Annotated in this window: 23 protein-coding genes; 15 read left to right on the forward strand and 8 right to left on the reverse strand. The window is 62.3% G+C overall.

The window, feature by feature from the left end:
• Positions 1-89 precede the first annotated feature (89 nt).
• A complete protein-coding gene (locus HU144_RS15575; RefSeq protein WP_235352093.1) occupies positions 90-1,436 on the forward strand; it encodes an MFS transporter in 1,347 nt (448 codons plus the stop codon).
• Between the two features lie 60 nt (positions 1,437-1,496).
• On the opposite strand, the gene HU144_RS15580 is transcribed toward HU144_RS15575, so the two are convergent.
• The 4 genes from HU144_RS15580 to HU144_RS19495 form a co-directional block, all read right to left on the reverse strand.
• Entirely contained in the window at positions 1,497-2,003 is a 507-nt protein-coding gene (locus tag HU144_RS15580; RefSeq protein WP_235352094.1) for a DUF3237 domain-containing protein, read from the reverse strand.
• A gap of 68 nt (positions 2,004-2,071) precedes the next feature.
• Complete coding sequence (locus HU144_RS15585) at positions 2,072-2,575, reverse strand: DUF805 domain-containing protein (RefSeq protein ID WP_235352095.1); 504 nt, start codon at positions 2,573-2,575, stop codon at positions 2,072-2,074.
• A 231-nt stretch (positions 2,576-2,806) separates the two neighbouring features.
• Entirely contained in the window at positions 2,807-2,989 is a 183-nt protein-coding gene (locus HU144_RS15590) for a hypothetical protein (RefSeq protein WP_235352096.1), read from the reverse strand.
• A 90-nt stretch (positions 2,990-3,079) separates the two neighbouring features.
• Entirely contained in the window at positions 3,080-4,156 is a 1,077-nt protein-coding gene (locus HU144_RS19495; RefSeq protein ID WP_235352097.1) for a DUF418 domain-containing protein, read from the reverse strand.
• A gap of 152 nt (positions 4,157-4,308) precedes the next feature.
• Between HU144_RS19495 and HU144_RS15600 the strand changes: the two genes are divergently transcribed.
• Positions 4,309-4,566, forward strand: a complete 258-nt coding sequence (locus tag HU144_RS15600; protein ID WP_235352098.1) for a hypothetical protein — start codon at positions 4,309-4,311, stop codon at positions 4,564-4,566.
• A gap of 61 nt (positions 4,567-4,627) precedes the next feature.
• On the opposite strand, the gene thpD is transcribed toward HU144_RS15600, so the two are convergent.
• Complete coding sequence (gene thpD / locus HU144_RS15605) at positions 4,628-5,533, reverse strand: ectoine hydroxylase (protein ID WP_235352099.1); 906 nt, start codon at positions 5,531-5,533, stop codon at positions 4,628-4,630.
• A 277-nt stretch (positions 5,534-5,810) separates the two neighbouring features.
• On the opposite strand from thpD, the gene HU144_RS15610 reads away from it, so the two are divergent.
• The 6 genes from HU144_RS15610 to HU144_RS15635 all read left to right on the forward strand — a co-directional run bounded on the left by HU144_RS15610 (position 5,811) and on the right by HU144_RS15635 (position 11,210).
• Positions 5,811-7,142 (forward strand): dicarboxylate/amino acid:cation symporter, encoded by a 1,332-nt coding sequence (locus HU144_RS15610; protein ID WP_235352100.1) that lies wholly within the window; start codon positions 5,811-5,813, stop codon positions 7,140-7,142.
• A gap of 276 nt (positions 7,143-7,418) precedes the next feature.
• A complete protein-coding gene (locus HU144_RS15615; RefSeq protein ID WP_235352101.1) occupies positions 7,419-7,895 on the forward strand; it encodes a hypothetical protein in 477 nt (158 codons plus the stop codon).
• Positions 7,896-7,932: 37 nt separating this feature from the next.
• Complete coding sequence (locus HU144_RS15620; protein ID WP_235352102.1) at positions 7,933-8,958, forward strand: D-cysteine desulfhydrase; 1,026 nt, start codon at positions 7,933-7,935, stop codon at positions 8,956-8,958.
• A 70-nt stretch (positions 8,959-9,028) separates the two neighbouring features.
• Positions 9,029-9,496 carry a ribonuclease E activity regulator RraA gene (gene rraA, locus HU144_RS15625; protein ID WP_235352103.1) on the forward strand — a complete coding sequence of 156 codons (468 nt, stop codon included), beginning with the start codon at positions 9,029-9,031 and terminating at the stop codon, positions 9,494-9,496.
• Between the two features lie 187 nt (positions 9,497-9,683).
• Positions 9,684-10,745 (forward strand): 2,3-butanediol dehydrogenase, encoded by a 1,062-nt coding sequence (locus HU144_RS15630; protein WP_235352104.1) that lies wholly within the window; start codon positions 9,684-9,686, stop codon positions 10,743-10,745.
• Positions 10,746-10,838: 93 nt separating this feature from the next.
• Complete coding sequence (locus tag HU144_RS15635; protein WP_235352105.1) at positions 10,839-11,210, forward strand: PH domain-containing protein; 372 nt, start codon at positions 10,839-10,841, stop codon at positions 11,208-11,210.
• Between the two features lie 65 nt (positions 11,211-11,275).
• On the opposite strand, the gene HU144_RS15640 is transcribed toward HU144_RS15635, so the two are convergent.
• On the reverse strand, positions 11,276-11,773 hold the full coding sequence (locus tag HU144_RS15640; RefSeq protein WP_235352106.1) for a hypothetical protein: 498 nt from the start codon (positions 11,771-11,773) through the stop codon (positions 11,276-11,278).
• 157 nt (positions 11,774-11,930) lie between these two features.
• Here HU144_RS15640 and HU144_RS15645 point away from each other — a divergent pair, with 157 nt between their 5' ends.
• Positions 11,931-12,161 carry a hypothetical protein gene (locus HU144_RS15645; protein ID WP_235352107.1) on the forward strand — a complete coding sequence of 77 codons (231 nt, stop codon included), beginning with the start codon at positions 11,931-11,933 and terminating at the stop codon, positions 12,159-12,161.
• A gap of 16 nt (positions 12,162-12,177) precedes the next feature.
• Here HU144_RS15645 and HU144_RS15650 read toward each other — a convergent pair whose 3' ends face one another.
• The gene (locus HU144_RS15650) at positions 12,178-13,767 is read right to left on the reverse strand and encodes an acetolactate synthase large subunit (protein ID WP_235352108.1); all 1,590 of its coding nucleotides are present in this window, start codon (positions 13,765-13,767) and stop codon (positions 12,178-12,180) included.
• A 211-nt stretch (positions 13,768-13,978) separates the two neighbouring features.
• Between HU144_RS15650 and HU144_RS15655 the strand changes: the two genes are divergently transcribed.
• Positions 13,979-14,932, forward strand: a complete 954-nt coding sequence (locus tag HU144_RS15655) for a VOC family protein (RefSeq protein ID WP_235352109.1) — start codon at positions 13,979-13,981, stop codon at positions 14,930-14,932.
• Between the two features lie 37 nt (positions 14,933-14,969).
• Here HU144_RS15655 and HU144_RS15660 read toward each other — a convergent pair whose 3' ends face one another.
• Positions 14,970-17,216, reverse strand: coding sequence for a heavy metal translocating P-type ATPase (locus tag HU144_RS15660; RefSeq protein ID WP_442862663.1), 2,247 nt, complete (start codon positions 17,214-17,216; stop codon positions 14,970-14,972).
• 923 nt (positions 17,217-18,139) lie between these two features.
• Between HU144_RS15660 and HU144_RS15670 the strand changes: the two genes are divergently transcribed.
• From HU144_RS15670 to HU144_RS15690, 5 genes are all read left to right on the forward strand, one after another.
• Positions 18,140-18,682, forward strand: a complete 543-nt coding sequence (locus tag HU144_RS15670) for a hypothetical protein (protein ID WP_235352112.1) — start codon at positions 18,140-18,142, stop codon at positions 18,680-18,682.
• Positions 18,683-18,960: 278 nt separating this feature from the next.
• On the forward strand, positions 18,961-20,436 hold the full coding sequence (locus HU144_RS15675; protein WP_235352113.1) for a GntP family permease: 1,476 nt from the start codon (positions 18,961-18,963) through the stop codon (positions 20,434-20,436).
• Entirely contained in the window at positions 20,433-21,815 is a 1,383-nt protein-coding gene (locus tag HU144_RS15680) for a four-carbon acid sugar kinase family protein (RefSeq protein ID WP_235352114.1), read from the forward strand. Before HU144_RS15675 ends, HU144_RS15680 begins: the two co-directional genes overlap by 4 nt.
• 34 nt (positions 21,816-21,849) lie before the next feature.
• A complete protein-coding gene (pdxA, locus tag HU144_RS15685; protein WP_235352115.1) occupies positions 21,850-22,893 on the forward strand; it encodes a 4-hydroxythreonine-4-phosphate dehydrogenase PdxA in 1,044 nt (347 codons plus the stop codon).
• 29 nt (positions 22,894-22,922) lie between these two features.
• Positions 22,923-23,654: a DeoR/GlpR family DNA-binding transcription regulator gene (locus HU144_RS15690; RefSeq protein WP_235352116.1), complete on the forward strand. Its 732-nt coding sequence runs from the start codon at positions 22,923-22,925 to the stop codon at positions 23,652-23,654.
• Positions 23,655-23,660: the final 6 nt, after the last annotated feature.

Consider the following 23,660-nt stretch of genomic DNA (forward strand, 5'->3'; position numbering starts at 1 on the left):
ATAATGTGCTGAGCGTCACGCTTTCCCTATTATCATAGGTATCTCGCAATGATGCGGGTGCTTATCTCACCTCAGAATCGGAGTATGCGGTGGACCTGCGCGAACGACTCAACACCTCTCGGATGTCGGCCTATCAATGGCTGATCGTCGGTATCTGCACCTTTCTCAACGCCCTGGACGGCTATGACGTCCTTGCCATCTCCTTCTCCTCGAACCAGGTCAGCGAGGAGTTCTCCCTCTCAGGGACGGTGCTCGGATTGGTGATGAGTGCGGCGCTGCTCGGCATGGCGATCGGCGCCCTGGTCCTGGGCCCGGTTGCGGACCGGATCGGGCGACGGAACATGACGATTGTGGCTCTCATCGTCAATATCTGCGGTCTCTTCCTCTCCGCCACCGCCACCTCGGCGGCTCAGCTGGGTATCTGGCGCGTCGTCACAGGACTGGGTGTCGGCGGCATCCTGGTGGGCACTAATGTCATCTGCGCGGAGTACGCCTCCCGCAAGCGCCGCGGCCTGGTCATCAGCATCTACACCGCCGGCTACGGGATCGGTGCAGCTCTCGGCGGATCGGTGATGGTCTCGCTCATCGCCACCTCAGGGTGGCGCTCGGTCTTCGTCCTCGGCGGATGCCTCGCCACGGTGTCCCTCATTCTCGTCCTGCTGCTGGTGCCGGAATCACCGTCCTATCTCTACAACCGGCAACCGGCGAACACACAGAAGAAGCTCGACGTCATTGCCCGGAAACTGGGCTTCACCGACACGGTTGATCTCTCCGCCACGACCATCGCAGAGGAGAGCGCGACGAGCGACTCAGGTGTCCGGGCTCTGTTCAACCGTCGCAACCGCCGGGTCACATTCGTCGTCTGGGCAACGTTCTTCATCGTCATGTTCGGCTTCTACTTCGTCAATTCCTGGACCCCGCGCCTCATGCACGAAACCGGGCTCACCGATACCTTGTCGATGATCGTCACTGTCGGACTGACCTTGGGCGGGGCCATCGGCTCTGTCGTCTTCGGGCTCTTCACCTCCCGCTGGTCGACCCGGTCGGTGCTGATGTGCTTCTCGGTGCTGGCCGCGATCCTGATGGCGGTGTTCATTTTCACCGCGCAGTGGATCGTTCTGGTCGTCATCGTCGGTGTCCTGGTCGGCATGTTCAGCAACGGCTGCATTGCCGGCCTCTACGTCCTGACCCCGCAGTCCTACTCGTCTTCACTGCGTTCGACCGGTGTGGGTTGGGGAATCGGGATCGGTCGCTTCGGCGCGATCATCGCCCCGACCGCCACTGGTGCGATGCTCGACGGTGGATGGAGTCCGCAGGCGATCTACGTCTTCGTCGGCGTGGTGCTTCTGCTGGCGGCAGTCGTGCTCCTGGGCATGCGCGGAGTCGATGTTGAGGCCAACCGTCGCCCGGACGTCAGAGAAGCTGCAGGAGTGTGACGATCAGGTCCTGGGCCCGATGTCTGTGGCACTGGATGGTGCGAGCGGAGTTGGCAGGGGTCAGTGGACCTGGAAGATGTCGATCCGCACGCCATTGGGGCTGCGGACACCGGAGCCGATGAACAGGACGTCGCTGAGCCAGGCATACGGGCCGGACTGATCGGCGCTCAGTCGCGGTACGCAGCGGAAATAGATTCGCACAGGATCGACCTGTTCGCCGTTCATCAGCTTGTTCAGGTCGTTGCTGCTGCCGGTGCGCAGTGCCCGATTCTCGACGAGGATGTGGTGCCCGTCGTCGGTCTTCAGTACATAATCGGCGGCAAGGTAGGCCACGGTTTCGCTGGGGTATTGCTGGAAGTCGGCACCGGCGTCAAGCACCTCTCCGCGCAGTCCCGGGCCTGCGACTCTTCCGCCGCGGATCGGGACGACCTTGCGCAACCCGTCGACCGTGGTGCCGATGGTGATCGGTGCGTCGACATCAACGTCGATGGTGGCTAAGTAGGACAAGTCCGGTGGGGTGACCCCGCTTGCGATTCCGGCGTTTTGAGGACCTGGTGCTTGTGACATTGTCCTGCTTCCTTTCTGTGATCACCGCCGAGGTTGCCCCTCGGTGATCGGGGTCGTGTCGTCCGCGCTCACCGTCGATCGAATCGCTGTCCGGAAGGGTTGCTCGACAGCAAGGAGAGGACGAAGAGAATGAGCGAACCGAAGAAGGGCACGATGCCGATGAGTATGACCCACCCGCTCAGGCTCACGTCGTGGAGTCTGCGCACACCGAGACCGATGTTGGGAAGGATAGTGGCGAGGAAATACAGGAACAGCAGTGAGCTGATCAGTCCCGCACCGAATGTGGTTTCGTCGCTGACGTCGCCGTAGGCGTTCGTTCCAGCGGTTGCCACTTGGAACACACCGGCGAGGGCACCGCCGACACCGTAGATGACAAGACTGAGCAGCGCTATCCACCAGTACTCACTGCGACTGGCTCGTCCTGAGACGACAGCGTACTTGCGGAAATAGCGACCCACTGCGGCACTCGGCGTTGCGCCCAGCATTGGCGCGTCGGTGTTGCGTGTGGTCGTCCCGGCAGTGCTCTCATCCTGCGTGCTCGGATTATTCGTGAGCATGGGGTCGTGGGTCATACATTCAGAATACTCAAACACGACTGTGGCAGTGACGATGGCCGAGGAGCGGATGTCGAAGAAGGTGACCACCACGCTGGACGTGCTCAGCCATGTCAACCAGTAAGTCCCCACTGCACAACACGGCGCACTGCCCCGACGAACCGATGTCTCGATCTGTCGGGGCAGTGCGCTGATCATTTCGCGCGGGTCCCGGTCGGCCTCGTGCACCGGACCACACTCGTGGCCCGGTCAGTAATGCCCCGGCGGGTCACTGGCGGGGAATGATTCGTCTTCCCATTCGTCGACCATCTCGTCCTCGTGGTCATAACGAATCTGCTCTGACTCTGACCTTCCTTCGGAACTGTCGCTCGCCTCGGCGGGGGTGGTTGAAGATTCGTCCCTGCCCTTCTCCGGCTGAGGATTCTCAGACATGGCTATACCTCCCCTCGGCTGTCGGTGCGCAAACCTGATAACTCCATCATGCACCTCCGAGCGCCTCTGGCGATACTGTTTCGGACTACCTCACGGGGTCCGGTTCGATCCTCTCACCAGCAACGGCGTGATCTCCAAATAGGTGCCGCAGCGCCAGACCCACTCCAGGGGCCCGAAACGGAACCAACGCAGCCACAGCATGGAGAACACGCATTGGACCACTATGACGCCGAGACAGAAACTCAATGCGGAGAGGGCAGACAGCTGACCAGCATCAACGAACAGCGGAAGCACCGTCACACAGATGATGGTCTGACCAAGATAGTTGCTGAACGCCATCCGGCCGTAGAAGCGCAGGAACGACAGCCAACTCCGCGCGCTCGGCAGACGAAGGAGCAGGATCAGCCCGGCGATGTACATGAGGCCGGGGATCATCGCCGTGCGGAACGCGATGTCATGAGCCGCCTCCGTCCCTGTCCCGGCAGCGATGGTCCAGATCCAGACAGGCACCGACACCACCAGGGCGATCACAAAGATCCGGGTAACCGGAACCCGAGTTCCTGCGGCGAACAGCCCGCGTTCGGCCAGCCAGAACCCGAGGGCCATATGACCCAGTGTGCGACCGAACTCCAAGATCAGCAGCAGTGTTCCCGGAACCTCAGGACCCGCGGCAGAAAGAGTTGAGACCAGGTGCAGAGAGTCGGGGATGATCGCCGCGGCGATGGCGACGATGAACAGAATCGATCTCGGCAGGAGAGTGAGCAGCAGAAGCACCAAACCGAGGCATCCGTACGAGGTCAGCACATCGATGCCTCCCAGTGCGGAGTTCACCACACCGGCGAGTATGAGGATGAGCATACGTCGGATGTAAACCCAGGTGGAGCGGCCCTTCGCCCGCAGTCGGGAGAGGAAGATGAAGACCCCAGTGCCGAAGAGGAAGGCGAAGACGAAGTGGAACTTCCCCAATGCAAGGATGTCGACGACCTGCCACATCACGGCATCGGCGCCTCGTGGTTTCCCGGTTTGACCGGCGCTGTTGAGGAAATAGGTGATGTTGACGAGCAGGATGCCGGCGATCGCGATGCCGCGGATGACATCGATCGAGACGATGCGATCGTTCGGACGGGAGGCAGCGGGACGAGCGGTGGAGGCCGATGCATCTTTCACGGTCAGCGACGGTACCAGGAACGCAGCCCTAATCGACAAACCATCTTGTGATCTGACTGTCGGTGCCAAGGGGCCCGCTCCTGCTCCCCTCCGACCTGCCTCGGAGTAGAATGGACATTCAGACCGATCTGGACGAAGTGGGGTGTTGAGACATGACTGACGATCAGGATCAGCGGAAGAAGATCGAGAAGATCAACGACAAACTCGACGAGGTGGCTTCGAAGGCGAGCGGACCGGACGTCTCGTACGGATCAACTCCCGGATACGTTCAGGAACACGTCGAAGAGGAAGCCCAAACCGCTGCCGACGGCGAGGGCGTGAAGCTCTACCGCAACCCGGATGGCTCACATGAGGCCATCGACGAGTCGAAGATCGATCCGGAAGCGGACTCCCACGACTCGAACGACTGACACTCGCACGCCCCAAGCACGAAGCCCGACACCTGTTCATCCAGGTGCCGGGCTTCATCTCCTAGGAACCAGCCGGAGTGAAATCCGTGCTGCCGGCGAACTCGGGCCGCGGCTTCGGTGCGGCGAAAGGTTCGACGCATGTGTTCTCCACCGAGTTGTAGACGATGAAGATGTTCGACCTCGAATACGGGGTGACGTTGCCGTTCGAGGCGTGCATGCAGTTGGAGTCGAACATGACCGCACCACCGGCAGATCCCTCGAGAACATCGATGCCGTAGGCATCGGCGAAGTCACTCAGCGTCTGCGGATCGGGAGTGCCCGCACCCTGCATGACCAGTGACTTCTTGTAATTGTCCTCCGGGGTGCCGCCGACACAGCTGATGTAGCGCTGATGCGAACCGGGCATGATCATCAGCGGCCCGTTGAACGAGTAGTTGTCAGTCAGCGACAATGACAGGCTCACTGCACGTGGCTCGGGCATGCCGTCCTCGGCGTGCCAGGTTTCGAAGTCGGAGTGCCAGGAGAACTCCTTGCCAACGAACCCGGGCTTGTAGTTGATGCGGCTCTGGTGGATGTAGACCTCGGACCCCAGCAGCTGCTCCGCGCGGGCGATGACCCGGGGATCATTGGCGATCTTACGAAAGATCTCATTGCTGCGGTGGATGTCGAAGATCGACCTGACTTCGTTGGACTTCGCCTCGACGATGGTGGCGTCATCGTCCTTGACCGTCGGGTCATTGGCCAGGCGGTGCAGTTCGGCCCGGAACGTCTCGAGTTCCTCCGGGGTGATGAGCTCGTCGATGGTGAGATAGCCCTTGTCATCGTAATGCTGCAGCGACTTCGCATCGAGGGGGCCCTGTTCGGCCGAGCCGAAGGCGATCGGACCCCTGCGGTCGAGCACTTCAGTCGTCTCGCCGGTGCGAGTGGGGTAGAGATCCGTGGTTGTCGACGGTGAGAGTACTGTCATCGTTTTCCTTTCCTCGGATGGTGCGAAAGCCTGGTCGCTCCAAAAACCGAATCTGTGGGGAACGACGAGGACATTCCGCTTGTGCCGCCACCGTAACAGGGGGATCCATTCGGTGAAACCCCTCAGCAGATTCGTTTGTCCTGGTGGTCGTGTCGCCGTTGAGTCAAGCTGCGCCATTGAAACAAGCGCACCTCCTTCCCATAGTTGAATTAGTATCTGCGTAGCCACGGCCGCGTCGTGGCCCTTGCCGTGTCCCTCGTGCTGAAAGGCAGGACAGATGTCGTCTCCCGCTGACTCCGAGCTTCAGTCCCCCGCCCGTCCCTGGTCGTCGTCGAAGTTCGCGCAGGTCCTGCGCAACTATCGGTTCCCGCTGTTCATCCTCAGTGGCGTCGTCATCGGAGCGATCATCGGGCTGATCTTCGGTGAGAAGGCCGCGGTCATCAAACCCTTCGGCACCCTGTTCATCAACATGATGTTCACCCTCGTCGTGCCGCTGGTCTTCTTCTCCATCTCCTCGGCGGTGGCAGGCATGTCCTCGGCCACGCGCTTGGGCAAGATCCTGGGAAGCATGCTCGGCATCTTCGCCATCACCGGCATCATCGCCTCGATCGTGATGATCGCGGCCCTGTGGATCACCAAGGCCACCGAGGGAGTCAAGGTCGAGATGACCCAGCCCAAAGATGTGGAAGAGGTCGGGTCGATCGGCGATCAGCTGGTGTCGACCTTCGTCGTTGATGACTTCTCGAAGATCCTCTCCGCCGAACACATGCTCGCCCTCATCGTCTTCGCCGTCATCGTCGGCATCGCCACGTCGAAGATCGGCCCGGCGGGCAAACCGTTCGCTGCGTTCCTCCATTCCGGCTCCGAGGTCTTCCTCAAATTCACCTCGATCATCATGTACTACGCCCCGATCGGCCTGGGCGCCTACTTCGCGGCCCTCATCGGTGAGCTCGGGGCGCAGTTGGTCGGCGATTACGTCCGCGCCTTCCTCGTCTACTACCCGGTGGCGATCGCCTACTTCATTCTCGCCTTCACGCTCTACTCCTTCCTCGCCGGCGGCCGACGCGGGATCACCGCGTTCTGGTCGAACATCATCGAACCGACGGCGATCTCCTTGGGCACCTCCTCCTCGGTGGCCGCGATCCCAGCCAATCTGCGAGCCGGCAAGCGGATCGGCGTGCCCCGCGATATTCGGGAGACGATCGTTCCGATCGGGGCGACGATCCACATGGAGGGCTCGAGCCTGTCCGCAATCCTCAAGATCGCCTTCCTCTTCGCCGTCTTCGGCCGCGACTTCTTCACCCCCGGCAACATCCTCATCGGCATCGCCGTGGCACTGCTGGCCGGGATGGTCATGGCAGGCATCCCCTCGGGCGGGTTCATCGGCGAGCTGATGATCATCACCCTCTACGGCTTCCCGGCCGCAGCCCTGCCCATCATCCAGATCATCGGCACCGTCATCGATCCCCCGGCCACCACCGTCAACGCGGTCGGCGACCAGGCCAGTTCTATGATGGTCGCGCGCGTGCTCGACGGGAAGGACTGGATGGACAAGGCCGATGATTCGGAGATCTCCCCCGCCGAGGTGGATTCCCCCGAGAATTCTTGATCACGCGAGAATTCTTGATCACGATCCTATTTCGACATTTTCCTTGAAAGTGTCCTTGTCAGGGCCATTGATGCGACTTTTCCACAAGGTTCCATGCGAATATCTCAAAGTTGCGACCTCATCGCAATGTGAAATTCGCAGAACTGCAACAGTCACTGAGCGTTTTCTCAGGGACCGTTGTTCGTCGCTCACCTGCAATGACGATAATCAGCGGGATCGATGACATATCACTGACGGTCACTCGCACTGACCGTCACAGCAGGAGGCAACGACGCTATGAACACCACCTTTCGCAAACGAGCAGCAGCACTGTCACTCGCCGCGATCGCCGGCCTTGCGGGAGTCGCGCTCACCGGCGGATCCGCGCTGGCTGCAACGAACTCCACAGCAGATTCCGGGTCCGGCGCCGAAGTCAACGTTGTCAGCGATGCGCACAGCGATGGCCATCCGAGGAATGCGTCCGGCTACGCGGATGCGCTCGTGAAGGCGTGGGGTGTCGGCTCCGACGAGGAGGTCAACGAATACGCCACACCCGGCGTCGTCGAAGCCCTGTCCGAGCATGGTGACGAGCATGCGACTCAGTGGGATCGCATCGCGGCTGACGGGGCCGACGAGTCGTCCTCCGTGGTCTACAAGAACAAGGTCACCGGAGAACTGCTGACCTTCGGTGTCAACAACGAAGCCGCGACTCATGGCCTGCACCCCGCGGTTCACCACGTCTATTTCAAGGACCGCACCCAGCCGTCTCACTGAACCTGCCGACAGCGGGTGACAAGTAGACTCGGGAACCATGGTTGACCTGAACACATTGCCCCGCCGCCGGTACACCAACGGACCCACCGCGCTTGAGCATCTCGAGCACCTGAGCACGCAGTTGGGCGGGCCGCAGATCTGGATCAAACGTGATGACCAGTTGGGTCTGACTCAAGGTGGGAACAAGACTCGTAAGCTCGAGTTCCTCATTGCCGATGCCCTGGCACAAGGGGCTGACACCCTCGTCACCGCGGGCGGGGTGCAGTCCAACCACTGTCGACTCACGCTCTCGGCAGCCCGGCGTGAGGGGCTCGAATGCCACCTGGTCCTCGAGGAGGATCTCGGATCCGAGGGCGCGCCGATCCCAGCGGATGCCGGCGGCAATCCACCGGAGCACACGGGCAATTTTCTGCTCTTCGACCTCCTCGGCGCGGATTCGGTTGAGGTTCATCCCAACGGCAGTGACCTCATTGCTCGTGCCACCGCATTGGCCGGCGAGCTCAAGGCTCAGGGCCGCAATCCCTATGTCATCCCGGTCGGCGGCTCGAACGTCACCGGCGCCCTGGGCTATGTCGACTGCGCACAGGAGCTGCTTGCCCAGTTCGCTGAGGTGGGTCTGGACGTATCGTCGATCGTGGCCCCGAGTGGGTCTGCTGGAATGCAGGCCGGACTCGTCGCCGGCCTCCACGCCGCCGGCAGTCTGATTCCCGTGGTCGGCATCAATGTCAGTCGCACGCAGGAGGACCAGGAGCCGAAGATCGTCAACCTCGTCGACGAGGTGGCCTCGTTCCTTCACCTGCCGGCAGTCCCCCGCGAACGCAGTCTCGGCCTGGGCGACTACTTCGGCACCGGTTATGCGCTGCCGACCCCGGAGGTGGTCGAAGCCGTGCGACTCTTCGCTCAGACCGAAGGCATCCTGCTTGATCCGGTCTACACCGGGAAGGCCGCGGCCGGCCTCGTCGATCTGGTCCGTCAGGGGCAGTTCGGACCCGACGACAGCGTGGTCTTCATCCATTCGGGTGGAGTGCCCGGACTCTATGCTCGCGCCGGAGCATTCGCATAGTCTGGAACCAACGACGAACGTCTTCTCAACTGCCCTAGTTGCGTGACTCACCTACCTGGAGGAAAACACCATGACAGTCGCGACCGCTGATCTCTGGGACGAGCGAGGACCAGAACTGGATTCGATTGCCCTGAACTTCGGTGACTTCGGCGCCAAGGACTCGTTCTCCGGTCCAGCTCGAACCGTGCGCTGCTACCAGGACAATGCGTTGGCGAAGTCGACTCTCTCCCAGCCCGGTGACGGGGCCGTGCTCATCATCGACGGCGGCGGTTCGATCGCGACCGCACTCATGGGTGACATGATCGCCGAGCTCGCCGTGAGCAACGGCTGGGCAGGCGTCGTCATCAACGGAGCCGTCCGCGATCGAGTGGCGCTGGCCTCCATGGGCCTGGGAATCAAAGCCCTGGCCAGCAACCCGCGTAAGAGTTCCAAGACCGGTGACGGTGAGCTCGATGTGACCCTCGAAGTCGGTGGAGCCACCATTCTCCCCGGCGCAATGGTGTTCGCTGATCCTGACGGGGTCGTCGTCGAGAAATAGCGATGCGGGCATCCCGGCCAGGCATCCTGCTGAGCGCGAAGATTCTCACAAGACGATAAGGCTGCGATGCAGTGCGGGTCGTCGCGAAGTAGAGTTTCGGCCAGGAGCCACGGCCTTCACGAGTCATCGATGATCTCCGCCGTTGGTCAGACCGGCTTCGTTCTCAATGACGAAAGGGCCGACTCTTATGAAGGCAGCACGATTCTATGATCGCAACGACATCCGAATCGAAGACATTCCCGAGCCCGCACTGAAGCCCGGAACCGTCGCAATCGACGTAGCGTGGTGCGGAATCTGCGGGACCGACCTGCACGAGTACCTCGAAGGCCCGATCTTCGTCCCGCCAGAGGGACACCCGCATCCGATTTCGGGTGAATCCGCACCGGTGACCATGGGCCACGAATTCTCGGGAACCATCACCAGCCTCGGCGAGGGCGTCTCCGATCTTGAGGTGGGACAGAACGTCGTCGTCGAGCCCTACATCATCGGCGAAGATGTCGATACGAGCATCGGGGAGAGCTATCAGCTTTCGCAGGATATGAACTTCATCGGGCTCGGTGGTGGCGGCGGTGGACTGTCGGAGAAGATCGTCGTACAGCGGCGGTGGGTCCATCCGATCGGTGAGATCCCCCTCGATCAGGCCGCGCTCATCGAGCCGCTCTCCGTCGCCCATCATGCGGTCGTCCGCTCCGGCGCGAAGTCCGATCAGGTCGCCATCGTCGGTGGAGCCGGCCCAATCGGCCTGCTCACCGCCGCCGTGCTCAAGGCGGAGGGCCTCACGGTCTTCATCTCCGAGCTATCCGAGGCGAGGAAGAAGATGGCGCTCTCAACCGGAGTTGCCGACGAAGTTCTGGATCCACGAGAAGGCGACGTGGCCGAAAGGGTCCGTGAACGCACGAACGGCCAGGGCGCAGACGTCGGGTTCGAATGCTCATCGGTTCCAGTGGTACTTGACATGCTGCTCGACGCGGTTCGTCCGGGAGCAGTGATCGTCAACGTCTCCATCTGGGGCCACAAGCCTGAGGTCGATATGCCGAAGCTTGTGCTCAAGGAGATCGATCTGCGAGGAACCATCGGATACTCGGGAGACCATCCCTCCACGATCGAACTCGTCCGCAGCGGGAAGATCGACCTCTCCCCCTTCATCACCGGGCGCATTGGGCTCGATGAGTTGGTCTCGGGCGGCTTCGACGAGCTCATTAACAACAATGAGCAGCACGTGAAGATCATCGTCGATCCTCGAGCCTGATCTGCCAGACGATGTCCTGCTTGGGCTCCGCCTCAACTGGGGTGGAGCCCAAGCGGTTTCAACGCTCGACTACTTTCATAGTATGATTCGGTCATGGCTAACGAACTTCAGGCATTGGCAGGGTGGACCTTCACCTCCGAGTGCCCTATTCCAGATGACCTAAGTCCGATTCTGGTGGCAGGAGAGACTCCGGTCGCTGCATATAGAACGATCCGCGACTCGGCGATCTTCACGAACAAGAGACTCATCATTCGCGACGCTCAGGGCCTGACAGGTAAGAAGATCGAGATGTATTCGATCCCCTATTCGTCCATCAACATGTGGTCGAGTGAGAACAGCGGAAAGCTGGACTTCAACGCCGAGCTCGAGCTGTGGACCCGGGCCGGTCACCTCAAGATCAGGATCGGCAAGGGCCTCGATGTCCGCAGGCTCGACAACCTCATCGCTCAGGCCGTCATCGGGTGATCCGGCCCGGAACCAGATGAGATCGGTCGAGCGCTTGCGCTTGCGCTTCCGCGCGTGCTTGCGATTCAGCGATGCACTGAATCGAAGTCCTGGTCAGCCGAGTCCCACACCGTGTCCGCTTCGACGGCCTCGCCGCTTTTGGTCAGGTCCTTCACGGTGTCGGGGCTGAACATGTATGACCAGGTGCCTTCATCGGTGGTGCCGGTGATCATAAGCATGTCATAGTCGAACTCGGCGTTTCCTGCGCCTTGAACCGCGTCGGCGGTGGCCTTCTTATCGGTGTTCGGCTGTCCGGATGAGGGGAACTCGACGTGCAGGCGGTCGACGTCTCTTTCATGGTCGAAGTCCGGGTTGCTCTCGGACTCGCGGTGCACATGAGCCTCATCGATGCTGCTGCGAAGATGGTCACCGAGTGCATCGGTGCTGTTGAAGTCGCTGGTGGGCACCTCGGCGCTCTGTCCGGGTTCGATGTCACTCGTGTCGGACTCTTTGGCGCTGCAGCCGCCGAGCGCAAGGGCACAAGTCACGGTCAATGCCGAGACGAGATGAGGAACAGACTTCATGGTTCCACCCTATCGACATTCGGCCGGCTCCCTGCACTCCGGGTGGCCCTCAAACCCTGTCTCCGATAGCTTATTCCGAGCAGAATCCCAGGAGCTTTCACAGCCGCCAGAACTATAATGGGTCTACGAAATCTGCGTTGAATCGGGGCGAAACATCATGACCGCAGAAGTGAAGAAATCACACAGATCCATCAATCCGATCAGCCATCTGGCAAAACGATTCACGAGTGTGAATATCGGCCAAGGTCAGAAGGTCGGCTACACCGAGGACCATTCGGAGGCCCGTCTCCAGTCCATTGCCATGCATGAGGGAGTGAAGCTCTATCTCAATCCCGATGGCTCACATGCCGCTGTTGACGAGTCGAAGGCAGGCGACACCTTCGGCTGACATCGCTCGGGTGAGATCAGACGAGGACCTCGATGAGTCGCGGGCCCGAATCGGTCAGGCCCGCGCGGAACTCGCGATCAAGGTCCTCGATCGTCTCGACTCGCGTCGCCGGCACACCCATGCCGTGAGAGAGGGAGACCCAGTCGATGGCGGGGTTGCCGATGTCGAGCAGAGATTCGGCCTTGGGTCCGAAATCAGGGACGCCGACATTGGACATCTCATTGCGCAGAATCTGATATTTCCGATTGGCGAAGATGAGGACGACGATGTCGAGCTGCTCCCGCGCGTAGGTCCACAGAGACTGCGGGTTGTACATTCCCGAACCGTCGGATTCGAGAACGACGACCTTCCGGTCGGGACTCGAGATCGCAGCCCCAGCACCGACGGGAAGCGCCCAGCCGATGGATCCGCCGGTGCCGCCGAGGTAGTCGTGGGGTTGCGACCCAGCCGTCCGTGCGTAGAAGTCCCGGCCCGTGGTGATGGATTCGTCGAGGACGATCGCATTCTCGGGGATGGCACCCGAGAGCCATGCGGCGAGCTTCGCCGCAGTGATGGTGCCGCTGGGAACAGGCGCCGGAGCCAACTCCGCGCGCAGAGAAGACCGTTCGAATGAACCGTCCGCGGCCCCGGCGAGGTGATTGTCCGCCGATCCAGCCCCGACTGCCTCGTGAAGGTCTTCAAGTGCCTGCAGCGAGTCGGCGCCGATGGGACTGAGCGTGAAGAAGGCGGTGCCCGGTACGGTGAGCACGCTCGGCTTGTCGGGGTAGGCGAAGAAGGCGACGGGCGGTTTCGCATCGACGAAGATGAGCGAGTCGAAGTTCTTCAGGAGCTCGACAGACGGCTCGACCGGGTACGGAATCTTCGTCACCATCGGCCGACCGGCACCTCGTTCGGTCCGTGCGGCAAAGGTCTCTGCCAGCAAAGTCGCACCAGTCGCCTCGGCGATCTGGACTGCCACCTCCAACTGCGACGAGCGCAGGGCACGCCCGCCGAGGAGGATGGCTGTGCATGGGCCGTAAGCTCGCAGGCGGACTGCTGCGGCTTCGATCTCGGCCGGATCGGCTGAGGCCGGGGTGGGCGCGATCGCGTTCGGTGGCTGCGTGTACTCATCGGCACTATTCCACGCAGTGTCGGCGGGGAGGATGAGCGAGCTGATCTGGCCCGAGAGACTGTAGCCGATGGCATCCGCGGCATCCTTGGCGATCGAGTTCGCCGACGGTGATGTGCGCACCCAGTTGCTGAAGGGCCGCAGTGCGCTTTCGATGTCAGAGGTCAGCGGTGCGTCGAGGCTCCGATGGTAGCCGGCATGATCGCCGATGATGTTGACCATCGAGGCCCGGGCCCGCAGAGCGTTGTGGAGGCTGGAGAGACCATTGGCGGCACCCGGCCCCAAATGCAGCAGGGTGGCCGCAGGCTTGTCGAGCATCCGCGAGTAGCCGTCGGCGGCCCCGGTGACGACCCCTTCGAAGAGTCCGAGCACACCACGGACGTGGGGCTGTCGATCCAGAGCAGCCACGAAGTGCATCTCCGAGGTGCCAGGGTTGGCGAAGCAGACTTCGATTCCGTTGTGGCCCAGTGTCTCCAGCAAGCTCTCGGCGCCGTTCATGCCATCATCTCCTTTGAAATCGGCCACGGAAGCCTTCGGCGTCCATGGTCAGCAGTTCGTTCTGTCTTATCACGCCCTACCGATGTGTCGCTCGAGCGTCTGAATCGATGGCCGGGAATATTCGCCTTGTACCCTCGGTTACACCACTATAGAATGATAGTTGACGATTCAACTATTAGATTGCAACCATTCGCTGAGCCAGGAGGGCGACATGAACGTCACCGAGAACACCACAGCATCCGACACCGTATCGCCTGTCGTCAACGACACCCTACTCAGCGCTGCCACCGGAATGGACGCCGTCACCCTGCGCGTCGGCGATCTCGAGAAGATGTCGACCTATTACTCCAATGCCCTCGCGATGGAGCCCCTCGAAGAGGTGTCGCGCGGCAGTGAGATCCACCGTGTGCTCGGCCGCGGGGCCACTCCCCTGGTCAAGCTCGTCGCCACACCCAATCTGCCCGGGGCCGACCGCACCCAGGCTGGTCTCTTCCACACCGCTTTCCTGTTCGAGAACCAGGCTTCGCTGGCTGCGACCGTTGCCCACGCCGCGCAGAATACGAACAGCCAGTTCGTGGGTTCGAGCGACCACCTCGTCAGCGAGGCCTTCTACTTCACCGACCCGGAGGGCAACGGCATCGAGCTCTACGTCGACCGCGACCGCTCGGAGTGGAAGCGCTCTGCCGATGGTGAAGTCCGCATGGACACGATCTACCTCGATCCGAACGCCTTCCTTGCCGAACACCTCGACGAGCAGACACTGGCACAGGCCAACACCCTGCCGGGAATCATCGGTCACGTCCACCTGCAGGTCGGCGACGTGCCGACCGCTCGCAAGTTCTACGTCGACGCCCTCGGCTTCGAGCCGACGCTCGCCTCAATGCCCGGCGTCCTCTTCGCCTCGGCTGGCGGATACCACCACCACGTCGCGATGAACACCTGGAACAGCCGCGGTGTCGGTCCGCGCGCAGCCAGCCTCGGCCTCGGCGATGTCGCCATCACCGTGCCTGGCCGCGAGGACCTCGACGCACTGGTCGCTCGCCTCAGCGCACGCAAGATGGACTTTGCCGACGACGGCCGTTCGGTCCGCGTCTCCGACCCATGGGGCACGCAGGTGACTCTGGGCATCGGCGGCAGCTCGATCGATCAGACTCTGACACGGTGATCTCAGCTTTCAGCCACGGGCCGGCCTGACAACTCGCTCACTGTGCGGCCGAGGCTGAAGCATCCGGGCGAAGGTCCAGCCGACGCAGCAGCTGGGCATTGAGTGCGACGACGATAGTGGAGATCGACATGAGGATCGCACCCACACTCATCGGCAGCACGAAGCCGATGGGGGCCAGGACACCGGCAGCGAGTGGAACCGAGATGAGGTTGTAGCCAGCGGCCCACCACAGGTTCTGCTTCATCTTCCTCAACGTCGCCCGTGAGAGTTCGATGATCGACAGCACGGACCGGGGGTCATCGGAGGCCAGGATCACTCCGGCCGAGCCGATGGCCACGTCGGTTCCGGCTCCGATGGCGATGCCGACATCTGCGGCAGCCAAGGCCGGTGCATCGTTGACTCCGTCGCCGACCATCGCGACCCTACGGCCCTCTCCGTGCAGCTCGGCGACCTTGGCCGCCTTGTCCGCAGGGTGGACCCCGGCGAAGACGCGGTCGATGCCGAGTTCGGCAGCCACAGTCTGGGCAACCGCCACGGCGTCGCCGGTGATCATGACCACCTGCACACCACGCCGGTGCAGCGCATCGACGGCTTCGCGGGATTCAGGTCGGATCTCATCGGCAAGCTTGAGTGCGCCGATGACGCTTCCATCAACAATGACGTGGAGGATGATGGCACCCTCCCTGCTCCACTGCGCGGCGATCGGAGCTTCGCCCACACCGTGCTCACTGAGCAGATTCGGCCCGCCCACGGCCACCTCGGCGCCATCGACCTGAGCCTTGACGCCGACCGCTGGGGAGGATGAGAAATTCGTCGCCACCGGGACATCGAGCCCACGGTTCCGAGCGGCGCGAACGATGGCATGCGCCAGGGGGTGCTCGCTGTCCGCCTCTGCAGCTGCGGCGAGCGCAAGGATCTCATCCTCGGTGCGGTCCTCGGTCGTGACCTCAACCGCGGTGACTGTCGGTTCGCCCTTGGTCAGGGTGCCGGTCTTGTCGAAGAGCACCGAATCGACTGAGCGCATCGTCTCCAGCGCCAGCCGGTCCTTGATGAGGACGCCGCCGCGGGCTGCCCGCTCGGTGGCGATGGACACGACGAGCGGGATGGCCAGGCCCAAGGCGTGGGGACAGGCGATGACGAGGACGGTGATTGTGCGCACGACCGCCGAGTCCGGCATACCTACCAGGGACCAGACGATCGCGGTGATCACGGCGGCGCCGAGGGCGAACCAGAACAACCAGGCCGAGGCTTTGTCGGCGATGCGCTGTGCCCGAGAGGTCGAGTTCTGTGCCTCGGAGACCAGCTTCTGGATGCCGGCGAGCGCAGTGTCATCACCGGTGGCCGTGATCTCCAAGCGCAGTCCGGAGTCGGTGGCGACTGTGCCCGCAACGACGGTATCGCCTTCCGCACGGCGAACGGTCGTCGATTCTCCCGTGACCATGGACTCGTCCATGCTGGCCGAGCCGTCGATGACCCGGCCGTCGGCAGGGACCGCTGCACCAGGGCGGACAACGACAGTGTCGCCGCGTCTGAGGTCGGCTGGATCGACCATCACTGTTTCACCGTCGACGATCGTCTCTGCTTCATCGGGCAGCAGCGCCGCCAGACTGTCCAGCGCCGAGGTGGTCTGTGCCAGGGAGCGCATCTCCAGCCAGTGCCCTGCCAGCATGATGACGACAAGCAGCGCCAGCTCCCACCAGAAGTCGAGCTCGGCATCGAGGAGACCAAGTGAGGAGCCCCAGGAGGAGAGGAATGCCACGGTGATGGCCAGTGCGATGAGGAGCATCATCCCCGGATTGCGGTCCCTCAGCTCGCTGAGACCGCCGGTCAGGAACGGCTTGCCGCCCCAGACATACATGACGGTGCCTAGAATCGGTGAGAGCCAACGCAGCCAGCCGAGGATACCGGCCTCGGGAACCTCATAGCCTACGAGGTGGCCGAACATGGGGCTGAAGGCGACGACCGGGATCGCGATGACGAGCATGATCCATAACAGCCGCCGGAATTGCGCGACATGGTCGCCATGACCTGCATGACCACTGTGGCCACTGTGGTCGCCATGACCCGCATGGTCAGTGTGGCCACTATGGTCGCCATGACCGGCGTGGTCTGCGTGGCCACTGTGACCCGCATGGTCAGTGTGGTCGCCGTGGCTGGCGTCCCCTTCATGCCCCGCGGGCATACGCGCTTCGCGGTCAACGTGACCGCTATCGGCATCGTGGCTCAGGTTCTCACCGACTCCCGAGTGACCGGAATGGTTCTCATGTTCGTACTGTGCTCCCATACCCTCAATCTATACCCCTGAGGGGTATAAACCCAAGGCTACAGTGGTGAGTTCACGCACCCGAGCCCCGCCGAGGGACAGGCTTCACTGCGGCCATCGACTATCCACCCGCATGTGCGACCGCAGGCAGTCGACACCAAACGATCGGTATTTGGTGGTCGACTGGGTGCAGAAAATCGACCGCCGATTACCGACCGTTGGCGGATGAGGGAACACCGACCGTTGGCGGATCAGGGAACGACGAGCACCGAATGACCGTTGGCCTGCAGGCACAATCAGCCACTTGCGCTCACTTCGGTGTGGATAACATCGATCGCCTTGGGCTCAAACACCTTCGGTTAATACGGACGTCGAGTCCTGCGCGAGCCGACCACACACAGCATTCGGCGGTGACCAGCACTCATACCCATACAAGCGGTCGTTCGGTTCCCAAGTGCACTTCGACGCATTTCAGCTGTGCATGACGGCAGACTGTCCACAAGGCTCCGCTGGCGCCTGGACGAGTCCGACGCTCAAGTTCATTGTGGTCGGGTATGACACATTGGCATTCTCAACCCACTATTTTCCAGAGCGCGCCGAGACCATTCACCAGGAACGACCTTGCAGCCAGGCGCATCACTGCCCACTCGCTCAAGACGAACTCCCGATACGTGCGGATCTTTCGCAACGTCTGGATCGACAGAGACGATGAGGCATCGACGCCCACTCCTCTGTGGGCAGGAGCAACCTGGCTACGGGAGGCGACCAGGCTGCGTGGATTTCGACTGTTGCGCCCGGACGTTGTCGGCACCGTGTGGACGGCTGCCCGCCTCTACGGTCTCCCAATTCCGAATCGCATTCGGGACCAGGCACTGCACATTGCTGGAGACGCTTCATGCATCAGAGTCAACCGACCTGGGATCGTCTTGCATCGCCATCAGCGCTTGAACCACAACGACTTCTTCGATCTTCCGCTTCTCTCTGTTCCGCATCTGCTGATCGAAGTCGCGCCGTTCCTCGACATTTCGGAACTTGTCCAGATGGGAGATGCTGTGGTTTCCACGCGCTTCAGCGGTCCGAAAACTTCGATCGAACACTTCCGGGCCGAGCTGGCCTCCCGAAAGCAGGTGCGGAGCCGGAAGTTGCTCGAGGAGGCGATTTCACTCCTTCGAAACACTGTCGACTCACCGCGCGAGACGTGGCTGCGACTGTGGATCATCAGACATGGTTTCCCAGAGCCTCACGTCCACCCGGAGATCCATTCGCACATCAAGAACATCACACTCCGCCCGGATCTCGGCTACCCCGGCATCAAGTTGGCGATCGAGTACGAAGGCGACCACCATCGCACCTCACCAGAACAATTTGCCGGTGACATCGAACGGCGACAACTCATTGAGGCAGAAGGGTGGACGATCCTGAGGGTCTCGAAACGCACCGACATGTCCGCTTTCGGCAAGCTCCTCGCCCAGCACCTCAGCATGTAGCGCGGAAGAGCCAAACGGTCGGTAACTGGTGGTCGGCTGGGAGTCGAAAATCGACCACCATTCACCGACCGTTGAGGCACAGCCGATTCGAGGGGTCGCAGACCGGCACGGCGAGACCGTTTCGGGAGCAAAGGCGCACACACATTGCATAGTTGCGCATGTATCGGCAATACTTGCTCATGCTGTTTAACTTCGTGTCTGACTCATCGGCTTCGCTGAGAGTCGGCTCGGATCAATCCCGGCTCGATGACTGAGTCGGCCTCACTGCGGAGGATCTCATGGATCTGCAACTCATCTTGGCGCTCATCGCCGGGATCGCGACGATCGTCGTCATCGTCTTGGCGACCCGCCTCGACGCCTTCATCGCGCTTCTCACAGCATCGGTCGTCACCGGCATCGTCGCCGGTCAGGACCTGCTCTCGCTTGTCGACGCGATCACCACCGGCTTCGGCAACACACTGGCCAGCATCGGCATCGTCATCGGCCTGGGCGTCGGGATCGGCAAGATCCTCGAGGTCTCCGGTGCCGCGGACTCACTGGCCCGTGCCTTCCTGAGCGCCTTCGGCAAGGGTCGCGAGCCCTGGGCAATGGGCACCGTGGGCTCACTCGTGTCGATCCCGGTCTTCTGCGACTCCGGCTACGTCATCATGAACCCGCTGGCCCGCTCGATCGCCCGCGTCAAGCGCGGCGGCTACGTCACCCTCGCTCTCGCTCTGGGCTGCGGCATGACGCTGACCCACCACATGGTCCCACCGACCCCAGGACCTCTTGCCGCGACAGGCATCCTCGGCGCCGACATCGGTGCCGTCATCCTCACCGGCGTCATCTTCACCGTCATTCTCCTGCCGGTCGTCGTCATCTACGCCCGCTGGATCGGCCCGAAGCTCGAACCCGTGCTCAACGCAACGGTCAAGCACGAAGTATACGGCTCGGTCACGACCAACTCGACGGAAGGACATGCCGCCGGCGGGACCAGTGGAGGCGGCAGCACGGATGCTGGTCACGGCGGAGTTGCCACCGCGACCGGTGACAACGCGGACACCGCGACCGGTGCGACGAAGAATCCGGGAGCCTTCCTCGGATTCCTGCCGCTCATCGTTCCCCTGCTGCTCATCGTCGCCAACACCGTGTCGACGGCCATCGACAAGAGCAATCAGGGTGAACTCTCCGGCGACGCCTACGAGCCTTCGTCCTGGGTCGCCCCGCTGGCGTTCCTCGGCAACCCCGTCATCGCGCTGATGATCGGCCTCATCCTCGCCGTCTACACCCTGCTGCCCCGCGTGACTCCGCGCAACAAAGTGCAGAACTGGTTGGCCGATGGAGCCGCCTCGGCGGGTCTCATTCTGCTCATCACCGGTGCTGGTGGAGCCTTCGGCAAAGTCCTCACCGAATCAGGTGTCGGCGATGCCCTTGCCGAGGCGATCGCGTCGATCAGCCTGCCGGCCTTCCTTGTGCCGTTCCTCATCGCCACCTTGGTCCGGATCGCACAGGGCTCGGGCACAGTCGCGATGATCACCGCAGCCTCGGTCACCGCCCCGCTCATCGCTCCCCTGGGTCTGAGCCCACTGGTAGCGGTCATGGCCTGCACCGCGGGCTCGATGGTCTTCTCCTACTTCAACGACTCCTATTTCTGGGTCGTCACTCGCTTCACCGGCCTCGACGGCATCAATGCCATCAAGGGCTGGTCGGGTATCACCACCGCCGTGTGGGCAGGTTCGATTCCGCTGCTGTTCGTGCTCGACTTGATCGTATGAGCCAGCACAGTCCACGAATCCTCATCGTCGCCGACGACCTCACCGGCGGCAATGCCTGCGGTGCCCTGTTCGCCGAGGCTGGCCTGCGGACCATCACCGTGACCGGGACGAACCGGAGCGAGAAGGTCAACCTCGATGACCTCCTCGACGACTACGACGCAGTCGTGCTCAATGCCGACTCCCGGCACCTGCCGCCGAAGGAAGCTGCCGAGCTCACCGATTCGCTCATCAGCGTCACAAACGACATCGACCTCGTTGCCTGTCGCATCGACACCACGCTGCGAGGCAATGTCGGTCCCTCCGCCGAGGCTGCACTCAATGCTCGCAGAAGGGCAGCCGCATCGGCCGAAGGAGGCGGCGGACAGAAGAAACATGTCATGGGTCTCTGCATTCCTGCGTTTCCCACTGCAGGTCGAACCACCGTCCAAGGCCAGCAGCTCCTTGAGGGACGACTCCTCGAACACACTGAACTCAAACACGATGTCCGCTCCCCCATGCACACTTCCGATGTCGAAGCGATCCTGCGGGCCGGCACCGATCTCGACTGCCACCTCATCGAGATCTCGACAGTGCTCTCGGGCCACAATGCGATTCGATCCGAAGTACTCGGCGCAATCTCAAGTGGGACTGACATCATCATCGCCGATGCCCTGACCGCCGACCACATCAGACTGGTTGGATCCGTGGTCGCATCAGTGACGAAGGAAATCGCAGAAGACTCCACCGGGGCGGACGGCTTCGGCCCCCGAGCGATAGCCGGCTTACCCAACGGCGAGATCCTCGACTGGGTGACCATCGACCCCGGTCCCGGCAGCCTCGCCCTCGCACTGTCCCTGCTGCCGTCTCGTCCCGGCGGTGCCATCCTCGGAATCTCAGGGTCGGCCACTGAGGTGACACGAGCCCAGCTGGCCAAACTCGCCGAGGATTCGACGATCACCCTGATCCGCACCATCCTCGATGAGGAGAACCTCCCCGATGTCGAGGCGACACTCGAGCGAGTCGAGGAGGTCACCTCGGCGCGGGCGATCATCATCGCCACCGTGCTCGAGTCCGGTGACCTGCTCGATCTCAGCAATGAGCAATCGGAGATGACGACGAAGCGACTGGCCATGATTGCGGCCGCCGTCATGAGCTCCCCCGTCATCACAGGCCTCTATACGACTGGAGGCGATGTCACGGCCATGGTGATGAGAGCCGTGGGCGCAGTCGGGATGGAGATCGAGAAGGAGATCGTCCCACTGGCCGTGGGCGGTCACCTCGTCGGAGGAAGCGCAGACGGCCTGCCGATCGTGACGAAGGGCGGACTCATCGGGGACTCGGGTACGGCTGTCAAGTGCCTCGACTACCTGGTGGCGACCTCTCGCGTCGGACAGGGATGACATTTCACAGATGAAACCACATAAGGAGACTGACATGACCGCACCCGTACTCGCCATGACCGTGGGCGACCCGGTGGGCATCGGCCCCGAGATCACAGCGACCGTGCTCGCCGAATTCTCCGGCCGTGAGGACCAGCACGGTGTCGCGGTAGCCGACCTGGCCGTGATGAAACGTGCCGTCGACGTCTTGGGACTCGACGTGGAACTGAGAACCATCACCGATTGGTCAACACCTACCGCCGGGCAGGGCGTCATCGACGTCTTCGACATCGGCGTGCTCGGCGATGATCTGCCGGAGTGGGGCGTCGTCGATGCTCGCGCAGGTCAGGCCGCCGTGACCGCGATCGAGGTCGCCACAAAGGCCGCGATGAATCGTGAGATCGCCGGCATCGTCACCGGCCCCATCAACAAGGAAGCCGTATGGAAGTCCGGGTCGAAGCACCTGGGCCACACGGAGATGCTCGGCGAGCTCACCGGCGTGACCAAGCAGGACACGATGTTCGTCGTCGAAAACACGAAGGCTCCCGAGCACAAGCTCCAGATCTTCTTCGCCACCCGCCACATGTCGTTGCGCAAAGCCATCGACGCACTGACGATCGACACACAGGTCGATTCCATCGAACGCGCCCACCGGGCCCTGCAGCTCTACGGTGTGGCCTCGCCGAGGTTGGCCGTCGCCGCGCTCAATCCGCACGGTGGCGAGAACGGCGCATTCGGTGACGAGGAGATCGAGATCCTGCGACCCGCCGTTGAGCGCGTCGTCGACTCCGGTCTCGAGGTGACCGGTCCGATTCCAGCTGACTCGGTCTTCCACCAGGGTTTGTCCGGCCGCTTCGACGGAATCCTCTCTCAATATCACGACCAGGGCCACATCGCCTCGAAGACCTTCGACTTCGACGGCACGATCTCCGTGACCGTGGGCCTGCCGATCCTGCGCACCTCGGTCGATCACGGCACGGCCTTCGACATCGCCGGTCAGGGCATCGCCGATGCCGGCACCATGCGCTCGGCCTACACCGCCGCGATCGGTTACGCACCGTTCGTCGACGGCATCCGCGCCGAATACCTGCCCAAGTAACCAGTACCTGCCGAAGTAGGATTCTCACCATGGCGATTCGCACGGGCACACAGAAGCGCCGCGAGGACATCCTGTCTCTGCTCAAGACCGGTTCGTGGACAATCTCCCGGCTGGCCGACGAGCTGGAGACTTCAGAGTCGACGATCCGTCGCGACCTGCGCGAGATGTCGGAGACCGGCGAGGTCATCCGGACCATCGGCGGGGCCACTGCCGCCGGTTATGTCGAACCTCCGCTGGGACAGCGGATGGAGGCCAACGCCGAGGCCAAGGATGTCATTGCCGCGGCCGCGATGGACCACCTCGGCGAGGGGACCGTACGCACGGTCTTCCTCGACGCCGGGTCGACGACGGTGCGTTTGGCAGAGCGCATCCGCGATCGTCGTGATCTCACCATCATCACGCGCGGGCTCGAGATTGCGCTGGCGCTTGCCCACCCCATGGGACCGAAGGTCATCATGGTCGGCGGTGAGGTCTCGACGATGTCCCATGGGACGACGGGTGCGCTGAGCGACCATGCGCTCAGCCGACTCCACGTCGATGTCGCCTTCCTCGGTGCTGACGCGGTAGATCCTGCCAAGGGACTCGGCGAACCGACTCTCGACGAAGCACGGACGAAGGAGCTCATCGCCGAACGCGCCAGGCACGTCGTTGTCCTCGCGGACAGTTCGAAGGCCAGACGTGATGTGGCTGCGTGGGCGCCCCTGCCTGAGGAGTGGATCTGGATCAACGAGCTTGGGGTGCATGGCCAAGAGGAAGGGTGAGCATCC

The sequence above is a fragment of the Brevibacterium sp. UCMA 11752 genome, from assembly GCF_021532235.1.
GTDB classification, from domain to species: Bacteria; Actinomycetota; Actinomycetes; order Actinomycetales; family Brevibacteriaceae; genus Brevibacterium; species Brevibacterium antiquum.